General features: G+C 63.2%; 12 protein-coding genes. 8 read left to right on the top strand and 4 right to left on the bottom strand.

Annotated elements, in window-relative coordinates; translation table 11 throughout:
- The first annotated feature begins 192 nt into the window (after positions 1–192).
- From rplK to E1H16_RS01110, 4 genes are all read left to right on the top strand, one after another.
- Positions 193–621: a 50S ribosomal protein L11 gene (rplK, locus tag E1H16_RS01125; protein ID WP_134321859.1), complete on the top strand. Its 429-nt coding sequence runs from the start codon at positions 193–195 to the stop codon at positions 619–621.
- A gap of 96 nt (positions 622–717) precedes the next feature.
- On the top strand, positions 718–1,431 hold the full coding sequence (gene rplA, locus E1H16_RS01120) for a 50S ribosomal protein L1 (protein ID WP_208378788.1): 714 nt from the start codon (positions 718–720) through the stop codon (positions 1,429–1,431).
- A 133-nt stretch (positions 1,432–1,564) separates the two neighbouring features.
- Positions 1,565–3,205, top strand: coding sequence for a sodium-dependent transporter (locus E1H16_RS01115; RefSeq protein WP_134321857.1), 1,641 nt, complete (start codon positions 1,565–1,567; stop codon positions 3,203–3,205).
- On the top strand, positions 3,202–3,321 hold the full coding sequence (locus E1H16_RS01110) for a methionine/alanine import family NSS transporter small subunit (RefSeq protein WP_134321856.1): 120 nt from the start codon (positions 3,202–3,204) through the stop codon (positions 3,319–3,321). Before E1H16_RS01115 ends, E1H16_RS01110 begins: the two co-directional genes overlap by 4 nt.
- Before the next feature lie 50 nt (positions 3,322–3,371).
- On the opposite strand, the gene E1H16_RS01105 is transcribed toward E1H16_RS01110, so the two are convergent.
- Positions 3,372–4,937, bottom strand: a complete 1,566-nt coding sequence (locus tag E1H16_RS01105; protein ID WP_134321855.1) for a long-chain-fatty-acid--CoA ligase — start codon at positions 4,935–4,937, stop codon at positions 3,372–3,374.
- Between the two features lie 440 nt (positions 4,938–5,377).
- On the opposite strand from E1H16_RS01105, the gene rplJ reads away from it, so the two are divergent.
- The 3 genes from rplJ to E1H16_RS01090 all read left to right on the top strand — a co-directional run bounded on the left by rplJ (position 5,378) and on the right by E1H16_RS01090 (position 8,301).
- Positions 5,378–5,944, top strand: coding sequence for a 50S ribosomal protein L10 (rplJ, locus tag E1H16_RS01100; protein WP_134321854.1), 567 nt, complete (start codon positions 5,378–5,380; stop codon positions 5,942–5,944).
- Positions 5,945–6,020: 76 nt separating this feature from the next.
- Positions 6,021–6,416 carry a 50S ribosomal protein L7/L12 gene (gene rplL / locus E1H16_RS01095; protein ID WP_134321853.1) on the top strand — a complete coding sequence of 132 codons (396 nt, stop codon included), beginning with the start codon at positions 6,021–6,023 and terminating at the stop codon, positions 6,414–6,416.
- A 355-nt stretch (positions 6,417–6,771) separates the two neighbouring features.
- Positions 6,772–8,301 carry a DEAD/DEAH box helicase gene (locus tag E1H16_RS01090; RefSeq protein WP_134321852.1) on the top strand — a complete coding sequence of 510 codons (1,530 nt, stop codon included), beginning with the start codon at positions 6,772–6,774 and terminating at the stop codon, positions 8,299–8,301.
- 117 nt (positions 8,302–8,418) lie between these two features.
- Here E1H16_RS01090 and E1H16_RS01085 read toward each other — a convergent pair whose 3' ends face one another.
- The 3 genes from E1H16_RS01085 to E1H16_RS01075 form a co-directional block, all read right to left on the bottom strand.
- On the bottom strand, positions 8,419–10,005 hold the full coding sequence (locus E1H16_RS01085) for a long-chain-fatty-acid--CoA ligase (RefSeq protein ID WP_134321851.1): 1,587 nt from the start codon (positions 10,003–10,005) through the stop codon (positions 8,419–8,421).
- Between the two features lie 74 nt (positions 10,006–10,079).
- Positions 10,080–11,669 (bottom strand): ABC transporter substrate-binding protein, encoded by a 1,590-nt coding sequence (locus E1H16_RS01080; RefSeq protein WP_134321850.1) that lies wholly within the window; start codon positions 11,667–11,669, stop codon positions 10,080–10,082.
- Positions 11,662–13,239, bottom strand: a complete 1,578-nt coding sequence (locus E1H16_RS01075; protein WP_166741573.1) for an ABC transporter substrate-binding protein — start codon at positions 13,237–13,239, stop codon at positions 11,662–11,664. The genes E1H16_RS01080 and E1H16_RS01075 overlap by 8 nt, the downstream gene beginning before the upstream one ends.
- A 450-nt stretch (positions 13,240–13,689) precedes the next feature.
- On the opposite strand from E1H16_RS01075, the gene E1H16_RS01070 reads away from it, so the two are divergent.
- On the top strand, positions 13,690–14,811 hold the full coding sequence (locus E1H16_RS01070; RefSeq protein ID WP_134321848.1) for an NDMA-dependent alcohol dehydrogenase: 1,122 nt from the start codon (positions 13,690–13,692) through the stop codon (positions 14,809–14,811).
- Positions 14,812–14,881 lie beyond the last annotated feature (70 nt).

Genomic DNA, 14,881 nt, shown 5'->3' with positions numbered 1-14,881 from the left:
TGGCAAGGACCGTTGTGATGTTGCTAGCGCCCGCTCGCGTCTTTCGAGTTCGCCGCGTAGGCTTGACAGGTTGCTTTCTGCCCATCAGATGGTGGGTGGGGGCGACTCCTGGCCGTACGGCGCCGGTGTGCCACATGTAGTGACCGGTGTGCGGCCGCCAGTTTAGTTCCCGACACAGAGGACACGAAAGACATGCCTCCCAAGAAGAAGGTCGCTGGTCTGATCAAGCTTCAGATCCAGGCCGGCCAGGCTAACCCCGCTCCGCCCGTTGGTCCCGCGCTCGGTCAGCACGGCGTCAACATCATGGAGTTCTGCAAGGCGTACAACGCCGCGACCGAGTCGCAGCGCGGCAACGTCATCCCCGTAGAGATCACCGTCTACGAGGACCGCTCCTTCACGTTCATCACCAAGACGCCGCCGGCCTCGCGCCTGCTGCTGAAGGCTGCTGGCGTGCAGAAGGGCTCCGGCGAGCCGCACGTCAACAAGGTTGCCAGTGTCACCCGCGACCAGGTTCGCGAGATCGCTGAGACGAAGATGGCCGATCTGAACGCGAACGACCTGGACCAGGCCGAGCGGATCATCGCCGGCACCGCACGTTCGATGGGTATCGACGTCAAGTAGTCGTGCCCATGTGGGAGAGCCACGCGCTGGCTCGCCGACCACATCTACAAGTGGTGTTCGGTCCCGCCGGACACCCCGAAGCAACTTGGAGCAATTATGAAGCGCAGCAAGGCATACCGCGCCGCCGCGGAAAAAATCGATCGGTCGAAGTTGTACAGCCCGCTTGAGGCAGCGGGTCTGGTCAAGGAGACCGCGACGACGAAGTACGACGCAACCGTCGAGGTCGCCATGGTGCTGGGTGTTGACCCACGCAAGGCCGACCAGATGGTTCGCGGGACGGTCAACCTGCCGCATGGCACCGGCAAGACCGCCCGCGTGATCGTGTTCGCCGTCGGCGAGAAGGCCGCCGAGGCCGAGGCCGCTGGTGCGGACGTCGTCGGATCGGACGATCTGATCGAGAAGATCAACGACGGTTTCCTGGACTTTGACGCGGCCATCGCGTCGCCGGATCAGATGGCCAAGGTCGGCCGCGTGGCTCGCGTGCTGGGCCCGCGTGGTCTGATGCCGAATCCGAAGACCGGCACGGTGACCCCGGACGTCGCCAAGGCTGTCGCTGACATCAAGGGCGGTAAGGTCAGCTTCCGCATCGACAAGCAGGCCAACCTGCACCTGATCGTCGGCAAGGCATCGTTCGCGCCCAACCAGTTGGTTGAGAACTACGCCGCGGTCCTCGATGAGGTCCTCCGTGCGAAGCCGTCCGCGGCCAAGGGCAAGTTCATCAAGAAGATCGCGTTCTCCGCGACGATGGGCCCCGGCATCCTGGTTGACCCGAACCGCACGCGCAACCTGACCGAGGACTCGGTCGCGTAGCACTTAGGGCCTGCAACAAGGTTCCTACAGCGAGGTCTGCTCCCTCATCGCCGGAGCAGACTTCGCTGTTTTCGTGCACGCAGATGCTGCGTAACTGGTGTGACGGTAGGTACGCTCTGGTGACGGTCGACACATGGTCGATGCAGTTACAGGTCACTGCGGGGTGGTGGAGTTGTCAACCGAAACTGCGCCGGGTGAATCGGCGTACGCCGACGAGACCGATCGTCAGCGTGGCCGATTTAGTTCCCGGCGAGTGTTCATCATGGCGGCGGTTGGTTCTGCCGTCGGCTTGGGGAATATCTGGCGCTTTCCCTACGTGGCGTACGAGAACGGCGGCGGGGCGTTCATCCTGCCCTACCTTGTTGCCCTGTTGACGGCGGGCTTGCCTTTCCTCTTCTTCGACTACGCGATCGGTCACCGGTTCCGTGGTTCCGGCCCCCTTTCCTTCCGGCGCCTCAGCCGCAAGTCGGAGTTCATCGGCTGGTGGCAGGTGATGGTGTGCATCATCATCGCGATCTACTACGCGGCCATCATTGCGTGGGCGGCGCAGTACACGATCTACTCTCCGGGTAAGTCGTGGGGCGCCGACCCGGAGAGTTACTTCTTCGGTGATTTCCTGAACGCGACGGCGACTCCAGAGTTCGGGTTCGATTTTGTCGGCGGGCTGACCGTGCCGCTGATCATCGTGTGGCTCGTCGTGCTCGTCATCCTGGCCTTCGGCGTACAGCGGGGCATTGGTGCAACGTCGGTCGTGTTCATTCCGCTGCTCTTGGTGATGTTCGTCGTACTCGTCGTTCAGGCACTCACGCTGCCGGGCGCCTTTGACGGCCTGAACGCCCTGTTCCAACCGAACTGGTCGGCCTTGGGTGACGTGGACGTCTGGCTCGCCGCATATAGCCAGATCTTCTTCTCGCTCTCGATCGGCTTCGGCATCATGATCACGTACGCGTCGTACGTCGGGCGACACACGGATATGACTGGCTCGGGCGCCGTTGCCGGCATGGCGAACAGTTCGTTCGAGGTATTAGCGGGGATCGGCGTCTTCTCCGCGCTTGGGTTCATGGCGCAAGCGGCCGGTAACGGCGTCGATCAGGTCGCCAGCGACGGTATCGGGCTGGCATTTATCGGCTTCCCCGCGATTATTTCCCAAGCGCCGGCCGGTGGGCTGATCGGCGTACTTTTCTTCGGCTCGCTGGTGCTCGCAGGTCTTACGTCACTGGTCAGCATCGTGGAGGTCGTGATCTCCGCGCTGCGCGACAAACTTGGTATGAGTCGGATAAAGGCCACTGGTCTGATCGTGGTTCCGATTGCGGTCATCAGTACAGTGCTGTTCGGTACGACGACCGGATTGCCGATCCTCGATACGCTGGACTACTTCGTTAATCGTTTCGGTGTTCTGTTGGTCGCGATCGCGAGCATTATCGCGGTGGTGTGGCTGATCCGAGCGACCCCGATGTTGCAGTCGCACCTGAACCGCTACGGCTCGATCCGGCTGGGCCTGTGGTGGAAGGCGCTGATCGGGTTCATTACCCCGGTGGTACTGCTCGTGATGCTCGTTATTGACTTCGTCACGACGGTGGATGAGGGGTATGAGGGATATCCCGGATGGCTCATCGGCATCTTCGGCTGGGGGATGGTCGTCGGCATCGTGGCGGTCGCGGCGGTTCTGGCAATGCTGCCGTGGAGCCCGAAGACCAGTCTCGAACCGCCACCACCGGAGCTGGATGAGCCGGTTGAGTCGCCCGTGGGGGCGAGGCAGGAGACGCAGCAATGAGTGCGAGCGCAGTAGTGATGCTGCTGGTGAGCATTGTGCTGGTGTGGGGCGGCTTCTTGCTCGCCGTCATTCACCTGATGCGAAGCGGCAACCACGAACTGGACGGAAACGACTGAGACCTGTGGCGGCCGACTGGCCGCCCACAGGTCTCAGTACCTGGATATACCTAGGACTTCGCTTGCTCGCGTAGCGGAGCCTTCAGCACCTTGCCGGAGGCGTTGCGCGGCAGCGCGCCGGTGACGATGACCTTGGTGGGCTTCTTGTACGACGCGATGCGGTCGATGCAGAACGCTACGATTTCTTCCGGTGACGGCGCGTCGTTCTCGTCCTTAGGCACGACGAACGCGACAGGAGTCTCGACCCACTTCTCGTGCGGTGCGCCGACTACGGCAACTTCGTAGACCTTCGGGTGTTCGGCGATCGCGTTTTCAACCTCGGAGGAGTAGATGTTCTCTCCACCGGAGATGATCATGTCCTTGACGCGGTCGACGACGTAGATGAAACCGTCCTCGTCCTCCCGGACCAGGTCGCCGGAGTGGAACCAGCCGCCTTCGAAGGCACTGGCGGTGGCTTCCTCGTTGTTCCAGTAGCCGATCATTGTGCCGGGTCCGCGGTAGACCGCCTCGCCAACCTCACCGCGTGGTACGTCGTTCATTGCGGGGTCCACGATGCGCAGCGAGACCAGCGGTACGGCCTTGCCGACCGAGCCCAACTTCCGGACCGCGTCGCGACCGGGCAGCATCGTGGTCACCGGAGACATCTCCGTCTGGCCGAAGCTGCAGACATTCTTCGCATCAGGGAACGTCTCGGCCATCGCGCGCAGGACCGCCGGAGTCGCCGGCGACGCTCCCCACGAGATGGTGGTCAGGCGCAGGTCGCGATCCTTTACGCCGGGATACGCGCACACGGCCTGCCATTGCGTGGGTACCAGCCAGACGCTGGTGATCTTCTCCTCCTCCAGGATGTCCAGCAGCGTGCCGACATCGAAGTTGCCCGTCGGCAAGATGACCGACTTCGATCCGACGATCACGCTGGGCAGCAGGTTCGCCACGCCGGCGATGTGGAACAGCGGGGGAGTGACCAACTTGATGTCGTCCTCAAGCATTTCGTCGGCGATCAGCGTGGTGGTCAACGTCTGCGCGATGAGGTTTTGGTAGGTCAACATCGCGCCCTTGGGCAGGCCGGTCGTCCCAGAGGTATAGGAGATCAATGCGAGTTCGGACTCGTTCTGCGGTCCGTCGGCATCGCTGGGCTCGTGGGCGGCGATCGCCTCCTCGTAGCGCTGCGCGCCGGGACCTGCCTGCGTCGGATCATCGCCCACGACCAGTGCCGCCAGCGGGGTCTCGGACTTCTCCCGAACCTCGGCGATCAAGGAGGCCAACTGCTGTTCCACCACGACCGCGCGCGAACCGGAGTTCTCGGCCAGGAACTGCACCTCCCGTGCCACGAGCCGGAAGTTGATCGGGACCGCAACGGCGCCAAGCGTGTTGATGGCGATTATTGCCTCGGCGAATTCGGGACGGTTGGTGATCATCACGATCACGCGGTCCCCGCGCGAGACGCCCAAGTCGGCGAGGGCAGAGGCCAGACGACGCGTGCGATTAGCCAACTGTCCCCAGGTGATCGTTTCGCCCTTGTATCGCAACGCCATGTCGTCCGGCTTCATGAAAGCGTGGCGATCGAGCTGGTGCACCCAGTCCATGCCGGTGTTCGGTGAAGTCTGTGCGGTCATCTGGACGCGGTCCTCCTGAAAACGACTGATCGGTCAGTTATCCCGTCCCCGCCGTACCGCGGAGGATAAGGGAGCCTGCTAGACGCTGAGATTCAGCGACTACGGTGACCTGAAGCATACGCCTCGCTACTTGCCTTAATGAACACCCGTTCAGATTGTGCTGGCAGGCCGCCGTGGTGCACTCCACGGGCTGCCTGGAGAGGCACGTCACTGGAATCTCGATTGCCTACGGCGGCGGGAGTGCGTACAGTTGTCTCGGTTCTACCGAAGACCGCTGGTCATCATTTGCCCTTGGGTAGATGAATGAAAGTCCCTGACAAGGGCGGCCCGCGCAGGAACGAACGGATCACCAGCAGTTTAGGCTGCCTGACCCCGTGCGCTCTGCGCCGGGGTTCTCTTGTTTCCGGGTGGATCAGCCCGATGCACAGGAGAGGAGGGACATGCCAACCTCAGCAAAGATTTCTGCCGTTCAGGAAATCACCGAACAGTTCAATGAGTCGACCGCCGCAGTGCTCACCGAGTACCGCGGACTGTCCGTTTCGCAGCTGACCGAGCTCCGCCGGGCCTTGGGCGCCGACACGACGTACGCCGTTGTGAAGAACACCCTGACCAAGCGCGCGGCGAAGGAAGCCGGACTGGAGATCGACGATGCGCTGCTCGTCGGACCGACCGCTATTGCGTTCATCCGTGGTGATGCTGCGGCAGCGGCCAAGGGGCTCAAGGAGTTCGCCAAGGAAAACCCGCTGCTCGTCGTCAAGGGCGGTGTCCTCGAAGGCAACATCATCTCGGTCGACGATGTCAACAAGATCGCCGATCTGGAGCCTCGCGAGGTGCTGCTGGCCAAGCTGGCAGGCGCCATGAAGGGCAACATGACGAAGGCCGCGTCCACGTTCCAGGCACTGCCCGCGCAGTTCGCCCGGCTGGCCGAAGCCCTCAAGGAAAAGAAGCCTGCGGAGGCCGCTGCGGCTGCCGATGCGTCCGATTCTGCCGAGACTGCCGAGAGCTAGTTGACGCACCACGCCGGGCGCATGCGCGGCGTACCAAGAAACTCCCGCCATACGGCGGACAAGAAAGGAAGCCATCATGGCGAAGTTGTCGTCTGACGAGCTGCTCGCGCAGTTCGAAGAAATGACCCTGCTCGAGCTCTCGGAGTTCGTGAAGGCGTTCGAAGAGAAGTTCGATGTCACCGCTGCGGCTCCGGTCGCGGTTGCCGGTGCTGTTGCTGCCGGCGGTGCCGGTGGCGACGCCGGTGCGGCTGTCGAGGAGAAGGACGAGTTCGACGTCATCCTCGAGAGCGCTGGCGACAAGAAGATCCAGGTCATCAAGGAGGTCCGCACGCTGACCTCGCTCGGCCTGAAGGAAGCCAAGGACCTCGTGGACGGCGCTCCGAAGCCTGTCCTGGAGAAGGCCAACAAGGAGACCGCGGACAAGGCGAAGGAAGCCCTCGAGGGCGCCGGCGCTACCGTCACGGTCAAGTAGCACCTCGCTTCACCAAGGAGCCCACTCGCGTTTGCGGGTGGGCTCCTTCGCGTCTGTGGTGTGCCTCGGCGCCGCGATCATCGCTACGCGCGGTGCCGCGGGTCGCGATTCGGGTGCCGAGAGCGTGATGGTGGACTCACCGCTAGTGAGATCGATCCCGTCGTACGCCGCGCGAGCAGGTACGCCGATAGACTGGTGGCATCGATCCACCCCGTCTTGCGGTGGATCGCCTGGTGATCGGACGTGAACCTCTCCGTCCGCTGGCCGCGCCGCACCGCCACTCGGGCGGAGATTCGATGAGCGCGCCGCGCAAGACGCCGCGTTAACCAGACGCCAAACCGATTGGTATCACTCGTTGTCGAACGACTTCGCGCGCCTCGGCGTGCCCACACACCTCGTCGATGCCCTCGCATCTCGCGGAATTGACACCCCTACTCCCATCCAGGCGGCGACGCTGCCGGACTCGCTTTCCGGACGAGACGTACTCGGCCGCGGCCGTACCGGCTCCGGTAAAACCTTCGCGTTCCTCACGCCACTCGTTGCTCGCCTCGCCGAAGGTGGCCGCGCGGCTCCAAAGCAGCCTCGCGGCCTGGTACTCGCGCCGACACGCGAACTCGCCACCCAGATCGTGGAGTCGCTCGTACCGCTCCAGGAAGCGGCGGGCCTCACCAGCCAGGTCATCTTTGGCGGGGTGAATCAGAACCCTCAGGTGCGGGCGCTCGCGGCCGGCGTCGACATCGTCGTCGCCTGTCCGGGACGCCTTTTGGACCTGATGGGCCAGCGCGCCATCGACCTGCGCGCCATCGATATCACCGTGATCGATGAAGCCGACCACATGTCCGATATGGGCTTCCTGCCGATGGTGCGTCGGATCCTCGATGCCACGCCACGTGGCGGACAGCGGATGCTGTTCTCGGCGACTCTGGACGATGGAATCGGTGTCATCGCGCAGAAGTACCTGCACAAACCGGTCGTGCATGAGGCCGATTCGGCGCAGTCGCCGGTGGCCGAGATGACCCACCACGTGCTTCGGGTTCAGCACGACGATCGCGTCTCCGTCGTTGCCGACCTGGCCGCCGCACCGGGGCGCACCATCGTGTTCACCCGTACCAAGCACGGGGCGAAGAAGCTGGCAAAGCAGCTTGTTGGCCGCGGCGTCCCCGCCGTCGAACTGCACGGCAACCTCAGCCAGAACGCGCGCACCCGCAATATGGATGCGTTCCATTCCGGGACGGTGCGCACCCTGGTCGCGACCGATATCGCTGCTCGTGGCATACATGTCGACGACGTCGAACTCGTCGTACACGCCGATCCGCCGACCGAACACAAGGCGTATCTGCACCGTTCAGGTCGTACCGCCCGAGCCGGTAACAGCGGCACGGTCGTCACCCTCGCGGCGGAATCGCAGCTGCGCGAAGTGCATTCGCTCATGCGTGCTGCGCGGATCTCCGCGAAAATCGCGGACGGCGCACCCGGAAACCAGGCGCTTCAGATCTTGGCGCCGGGGGAGCGTACTTACCTCGACGTTCAGGATGCCCAGGAAATCGTCGCGCCGAATCAGCCGCAGCGTCCGGCATCGCCGCGAGGTGGCGGATCCGGTCGGCGTCGCTCGGGCGGTGGCCGCTCGAGCGGAGGCCGCTCGGGCGGAGGCCGTGGTTCGACTAGTGGCTCTCGGGGGCAGGGCTCGGGTGCGCGCGGACAGTCGTCGGCTGGTCGCCCGCACACCGATGGTGGCCGCTCGTCCAATGCCCGCTCCGGCGGACGAGCGTCAGGCAATGCCCGTGATCACGGTGCGTCGGCCGATCGCAATGGTGCTCGCGACTCGTCGCGTTCGTCGTCCCGCCGCCGCAGCCGCCGACCCCAGCAGTCGCCGGCCGCCTCATAAACTTCGCGCACTGACTCCGGTAAGTGACGGGTCGCGATCGTGCAGGGGATGCCGGACTCGGGCGCTCGATGCCCGAGTCCGGCGCCCAGCGACCCAGTAGCGCTACTTAAGATTCGCTTAGCGCGTGTCGTGGGTAGTGCTGGTGGCCGCGGCCCGCTCGCGTAGCGGACTCTTCAGCACCTTGCCGGAGGCGTTACGCGGTAGTGCGTCGACGAAATATACGGCGCTGGGCTTCTTGTACGACGCGATGCGTTCGGCGCAGAAAGCGATGATCTCCTCGGCGGACGGCGGATTATCGGCGTCCTGCGGGACGACGAACGCGACAGGCGTCTCCACCCATTTTTCGTGCGGCATGCCGACCACGGCGACTTCGTATACCTGCCGATGATCGGCAATCGCGTTCTCGACCTCCGAGGAATAGATGTTCTCCCCACCGGAGATAATCATGTCCTTGACGCGGTCGACGACATAGACGAATCCTTCGTCGTCTTGACGCACGAGGTCGCCGGAATGAAACCAGTCGCCGGCGAACGCTTTGTCCGTGGCCTCCTCGTTGTTCCAGTAGCCGATCATCGTGCCAGGTCCGCGGTAGACGGCCTCGCCGACCTCGCCGCGTGGTACGTCGTTCATCGCCTCGTCGACGATCCGTAGCGATACCAGGGGAACCGGTTTGCCCACCGAGCCCAACTTCCGCAGCGCGTCGCGCCCGGACAACATGGTGACGACCGGCGACATCTCGGTTTGTCCGAACGTGCTGACGATCTTCGCGTCTGGGAATGTTTCAGCCATCGCGCGCAGCGTCGCCGGTGTCGCGGGTGAGGCGCCCCACCGCACCGTGCGCAACTGTAGGTCGCGTTCGGCGATGCCAGGTTGCGCGCACACCGCCTGCCACAGCGTGGGCACCAGGAACACTTTCGTGACTCGTTCGCGCTCCAGCAGATCCAGTAGCTCGGCAGCATCAAAGTTGCCGCTGGGCAGGATCGCGGTCATTGACCCGTTGATGAAGCCGGGCAGTAGCGAGGCGATACCCGCGATGTGGAACAGGGGAGGGGTGAGCAGCTCGATCTCATCGCCGATCCGCTCGTCGTCGGCGATTGCCCAGGTGAGTGATTGGGCGATGAAATTCTGGTATGTCATCATCGCGCCCTTCGGGCGGCCGGTGGTACCGGAGGTGTACATGATCATTGCCAGGTTGTCTGGCCGATCGGGGCCGGTTTCTGTGCTCGGCGCATGAGCCGCGATTGCCTCCTCGTAAGCGATCGCGGCTGGACCGGGAGCTGCGCCGGCGACTATGACGGTGAGGGTCGTATCTGATGCGGCTTGTACTTCGGCGATCAATCCCGCCGTCGACTGTTCCGCGATGACGACGTGAGAACCCGAATCCTGGACCAGATAGCGGACCTCCGGCGCGGCAAGCCGAAAGTTGATCGGGACGGCAATCGCGCCGAGCGTATTGATCGCCAGTAGTGACTCAGCGAACTCGGGGCGATTGGTGAGCATCATGATGACTCGGTCGCCGCGTCGTACGCCGATTCCGTGCAATGCCGCGGCCAGTCGGCGGGAGCGGTCCGATAACTCTCGCCAGGTAAGGCTCTCGCCCTGGTACCGGATCGCGGTCGCGTCGGGTTTCGCGAAGGCGTGCCGGTCGAGTTGGTGGACCCAGTCGAGCCCGGTCGACGGCGCACTAGCAGCGGTTGATGTCACGCCAGAACTTTAGCGGCCTCCGTCGCGACACCTAAGGGCCGCCGGTGGACGCGGCCCTCATCGGGGCGGGCCGCTTAGGCGTCCGTGACCGCGACGCCGCGCAGGTCCGGGTATCCGTTCGCCTTCTGTTTCACCCCTGATACCTGGGGTGTGTAGACCGACGATTCGTGCGTGAGGCAGATGGGAATCAGGTGTGGCGGATCGGAGATCCAGCTTTCGAGATACTTCTCGTAAGCCGGACGACGGTCGTCCGCCTCGAGAGCCGCCGCACCCTCGTCGCCATATTTGATGAGGTCTGGGTAACTCACGCCACCTGCGTTCAGGTACGCGTCCTCCTTGATATACCGGGAGTTCGGGACGTCGGGGTCGTTGACGCCGCTGCCGATCGACGTGATTGCCTCGATGCTTTGATCGCTGACGAACTTCTGCACCACGGCATCGGTTGGGGCCGATTCAACCTCGGCGTCGATCCCGACATCGGCGAGTTGTTCCTGGATCGCCTCCGCCAACTTCGTATTGCTGGCGATGTTGGGGGCACCGATGGTGAACTTTAGGTCGGTAACTCCGGCGTCCTCGAGCAGCGTCATTGCCTGTTCCGGGTCGTACGGCAGTGCATCGAGGCCATTGCCGATCTTGTCGCTATAACCCGCGCTGCCCTCTGCGAATGGGTGAATCTGAGGCGTGCAATAGCCGCCGTACAGACCCTGGGAGATACCTTCGCGATCGATCGCCAGGTTGATCGCAGTGCGCACCTCGGGGTCGTCGAATGGCTCTTTCGCCGCGTTCAGTAAGAAGTACGTGTACCGCGCGCTTGATTGGACAAGCGGCACGAAGCCGTCGTCGGCGAGTACGTCGACCTGGTCCGCGGGGATCTCGGCGCCATCGAGTTCGCCACTCTTGAGCGCGTTGAGTCGCGTTTGATCATCCGTCATCACATGGAACGTCATCGTCGCGACGCGTTGCGCGTCAGGATCCCAGTAATCCGGAGTTGCTTCGTACTCAGTCTTGTCGCCAGGCACATAATTCGTCACGGTGTAGGCGCCGATCCCAACGGGCTGGGAGTCGAGCTGTCCGCTGTCGGCTGCGGCAGGGGAGACCATGATCCCTGAGCGCGCTGCCAACGTGGCTGGTATCGGTCCGACTCCACCGGACAGATGTAACGTCACGGTGTGCTCGTCGACCACTTCGACGTTCTCGACCTGCGCCAGTTCGCTGGCCAGCGTGCTGCCCTCAGCCCGGGCGCGGTCGAGATTGAACTTTACGGCGTCTCCGTCGAATGGCTCGCCATCGGAGAAGGTCAGTCCCTCGCGCAGCGTGAGGGTGAATGCGGAGCCATCCTCGGCTGCGCTGAAGTCGGTGGCGAGCATCGGCGCAATCGTGCCGTCGACCTCCTCATAGAGCAACCGGTCGTAGACGGGCTCGAAGAAGACGATGTTGCTGCCGGCCGTGCTCTTGATCGGATCCCAGGAGGGCGCCGAATCGCGGTACGCCCAGTCGAAATGAGCCTCCGGATCGTAGTCAGAGGTGGCTTCGATGCTGTTCGCGTACGTACTCTCCTCGGGGCGAGTGTTGCGTTCGGGGGCGTCGCCGCACCCGGACAGCACCAATGCCAGCCCGGCAACGCACCCGATCGCCAGCTTGTTCCTCGTATTGAACTTATGCATGAGAGATCGCCACCCCACGGAGGTCCGGGTATCCGTTCGTGCGCTGGCTGACGCCGGAGACCTGGTCGGTAACTACCATCGAGCGGTGCGCCATGCAGATCGGTACGACGTGCGGTGGTTTCTCTATCCAGGAATCCATGTACTTCTCGTAGGCAGGCTTGCGGACCGCGGGATCCAGCGAGGCGGCGCCTTCATTCCCGAATTTGACCAGTTCCGGGTAGTCTGCGCCGCCCGGGTTGTAGAGTGCTTCTTTCGCTATATATCTGGAGTTCGTCGATGCGGGATCGTTGATCCCGGTCGAGATGAGCGTCATTGCGGCGACCGATTTATCGATGGCGAACGTTTGGATGACCTCCGCCGTTGGCGCGGTGTCGATCGCGACATCGATGCCGACATCGGCGAGTTGGTCCTGCACGATCTCGGCGAGTTTCGTATATACCGTGACGTTCGGCGTGCTGGTGGTGATACTGAGTTCCTCCACGCCGGCGGATTCGAGGATGCCCTTCGCGGCATCGGGGTCGTACGGGAAGATGTCCAGTCCGTCCCCGACTTCCTCGCTGTAACCCGGGCTGCCAATGGGAGAAGGCTGGATCTGAGGCGTGCAATACCCGTCGTAGAGCCCTTGAGAAATCGCCTCGCGATCGAGCGACAGGTTCAGCGCCTTGCGCACCTCAGGATCGTCGAACGGCTCCATGGTGCCGTTGACGAGGAGATAGACATACAGCGCGCTGGGTTGCACCACCGGGAGGAAGCCAGCGTCAGCCAAATGATCGAGTTCATCTGGCTCAACACGGGCCCCATCGAGCTCGCCAGACTTAAGTGCATTGACGGTGGTCTGGGCATCGGGCATGAAGTAATAGGTCATCGTGCTCACCCGCTGTGCGTCTGGATCCCAATAGCCTTCGGACTTCTGGTACTCGACGCTGTCGCCCGGCTTGATCGTGGTCGTTACGTAGGGGCCGATTCCGACTGGAGCCTCGGCCAAGGTTCCCGCTTTAGCGGCGGTCGGCGACACCATGATCCCTGCCATATTGGCGAGGGCGACAGTGAGCGGGGCGATGCCGCCGTCCAGGTGTAGGACGACCGTGTCCTCGCCACTGACTTCGACAGACTCCACTTGGCTCAGTTCGCCGCTGATCGTGCTTTCTGCCGCGGCCGCGCGATCGAGGTTGAATTTCACGGCCGTCGCGTCGAACGCAGTGCCATCGGAGAAGGTGAGCCCCTCACGCAGGGTCAGTGTCAACGACTTGCCGTCCTCGGACGCGGTGTAGTCGGTGGCGAGCATCGGGCCGATTTTTCCGTCGACGTCCTCGAGCAGCAGGCGATCGTAGACCGGTTCGTAGAAGTTAATAGCGCTGTTCGATGCGTTCTCGATGGGATCCCAAGTTGCGGCGAAATCGGGATAGGCCCAATCAAAATGCTCACCGGGGTCGTAATCGTCCGCTAACTCCACAGCGTTGGGATAGTCGGGCGAATCGGCGTTCGAGGTGGAGTCCGCCGCCTGCCCACAGCCAGCGAGCGTCACGCCGGCCACCAGGCCGGCGGCAAGGGTCTTGGAGGAACGATTCATGTCAGTCCTATCGACATGGGCGTCCGCGTGGGCCATCAGAACTCGTTGTGCACATCGAGCCGGTGTGGTTGGCAGGGCGCCGTGGTGACATATTCGTAAATGGTCAGACCAATATGCCGCGTCGGTAGGTAGAGAGTCAATAGCCGGCCCGAGATCGGCGTTCTTCGCCTGCGCCGCGGGCAAACTCGCCCGCGGATCAACGGCCACATGATGGACGCGCGAGTGGGTTCGTCATCGACCTTGACCGCAGACCTGCACGATCCGTCCGCCACGAACGATCGATGACAGCATTGACATCGGCATCTACGAGATTCGTCGTGCGCGGTGTCTCGGGCGGACGCGGCGGGCTATTGAGCCGCCCACCCAGCGGACATAGACGTAAATCACAACCACGTGGTAGGCAAAGGGTGAGGTCACGCTCGGATGGCCACTTGCGAATAGGAGAACGCTATGGAGTCGACCGCCGCCGTGCTGTTAACCAGCCCCGGGGAGTTCCAGACGACGAAAGTGACGTTGGACGAACCGCGGCAAGGCGAACTCATGATTCGGCTGGTCGCCAGCGGTCTGTGCCACTCCGATGACCACTACGCCACCGGCGATCTGCAGCCGAAGGTCCTGCCGTTCTGTGGCGGACACGAGGGGGCCGGAGTCGTAGAGAAAGTGGGTCCCAATACGCCCGGGTTCGAAGTAGGCGACCACATTGTCATGACGTTCATGCCTGCCTGCGGCCGCTGTTTCTGGTGTTCGCAGGGTAAGCAGGAGTTGTGCGACAACGGTGCGCAGTCCGAATCCGGCGGTCGGCCCGACGACCCGAATAGTTACCGGATGTCCGTGGATGGAAAACCGTGCGGCCAGATGACGGGACTCGGCACGTTCAGCCAGTACACCGTCGTGAGTACCACGTCGGCGTACAAGGTGCCGAAGGACGTGCCGCTGAAGTACCTGTGCCTGCTGGGATGTGGCGTGGGCACCGGCTACGGCTCGGCGATCAATGCGGCCGATGTTCGGCCTGGACACACGGTGATCGTGATGGGGATGGGCGGGATCGGAGCCTCGGCGGTCCAGGGAGCGGCCCATGCCGGCGCCGCCAACGTGATCGTGGTTGATCCCGCGGAGTTCAAGCGCGAGATGGCTGCCGAGTTCGGTGCCACCGAATCGTTCGCGACGATTGAGGAAGCTGCCGAGAAGGCGCGGCACTACACCAACGGGCAGGGCGCGGATTCCACGATCGTGACGGTCGGCCGGTTGCAGCCGCAGAACGTCACCGACGCCCTCGAGTCGGTCCGCAAGGGCGGCAACGTTGCGGTGACTGCGGTCGGCACCTTCGACCCCGTGCCTGTCGATATCAACTTGGGCATGTTGTCGATGATGCAGAAGACCATCAAGGGCGTGATCTTCGGGAATTGGAGCCCCTTCGTTTCGGTGCCGCGGTTGCTGGACCTGTACCGCAGCGGCAAGCTCAAACTCGATGAGATGGTCACCCGTGAGTACACCGTCGAGCAGGTTGCGCAGGGGTACCGCGACATGCACGCGGGGATCAACGTCCGCGGACTGATCGACTTCGAGAAGTAACCGCGTCGTGTGCTGACCTGCGGTTGGTTGAGGGCTGGTTAGGTACGAAAATAACCAGTCCCAACCACCG

Origin of the sequence: Cumulibacter soli (assembly GCF_004382795.1) — a bacterium.
Lineage (GTDB): Bacteria > Actinomycetota > Actinomycetes > Mycobacteriales > Antricoccaceae > Cumulibacter > Cumulibacter soli.
This window is presented reverse-complemented; position numbering and strand designations above follow the sequence as displayed.

Coding starts and splice junctions, on each gene's coding strand:
- rplK (WP_134321859.1), top strand. CDS start 193: ATGCCTCCCAAGAAGAAGGTCGCTGGTCTGATCAAGCTTCAGATCCAG.
- rplA (WP_208378788.1), top strand. CDS start 718: ATGAAGCGCAGCAAGGCATACCGCGCCGCCGCGGAAAAAATCGATCGG.
- E1H16_RS01115 (WP_134321857.1), top strand. CDS start 1,565: ATGGTCGATGCAGTTACAGGTCACTGCGGGGTGGTGGAGTTGTCAACC.
- E1H16_RS01110 (WP_134321856.1), top strand. CDS start 3,202: ATGAGTGCGAGCGCAGTAGTGATGCTGCTGGTGAGCATTGTGCTGGTG.
- E1H16_RS01105 (WP_134321855.1), bottom strand. CDS start 4,937: ATGACCGCACAGACTTCACCGAACACCGGCATGGACTGGGTGCACCAG.
- rplJ (WP_134321854.1), top strand. CDS start 5,378: ATGCCAACCTCAGCAAAGATTTCTGCCGTTCAGGAAATCACCGAACAG.
- rplL (WP_134321853.1), top strand. CDS start 6,021: ATGGCGAAGTTGTCGTCTGACGAGCTGCTCGCGCAGTTCGAAGAAATG.
- E1H16_RS01080 (WP_134321850.1), bottom strand. CDS start 11,669: ATGCATAAGTTCAATACGAGGAACAAGCTGGCGATCGGGTGCGTTGCC.
- E1H16_RS01075 (WP_166741573.1), bottom strand. CDS start 13,239: ATGAATCGTTCCTCCAAGACCCTTGCCGCCGGCCTGGTGGCCGGCGTG.
- E1H16_RS01070 (WP_134321848.1), top strand. CDS start 13,690: ATGGAGTCGACCGCCGCCGTGCTGTTAACCAGCCCCGGGGAGTTCCAG.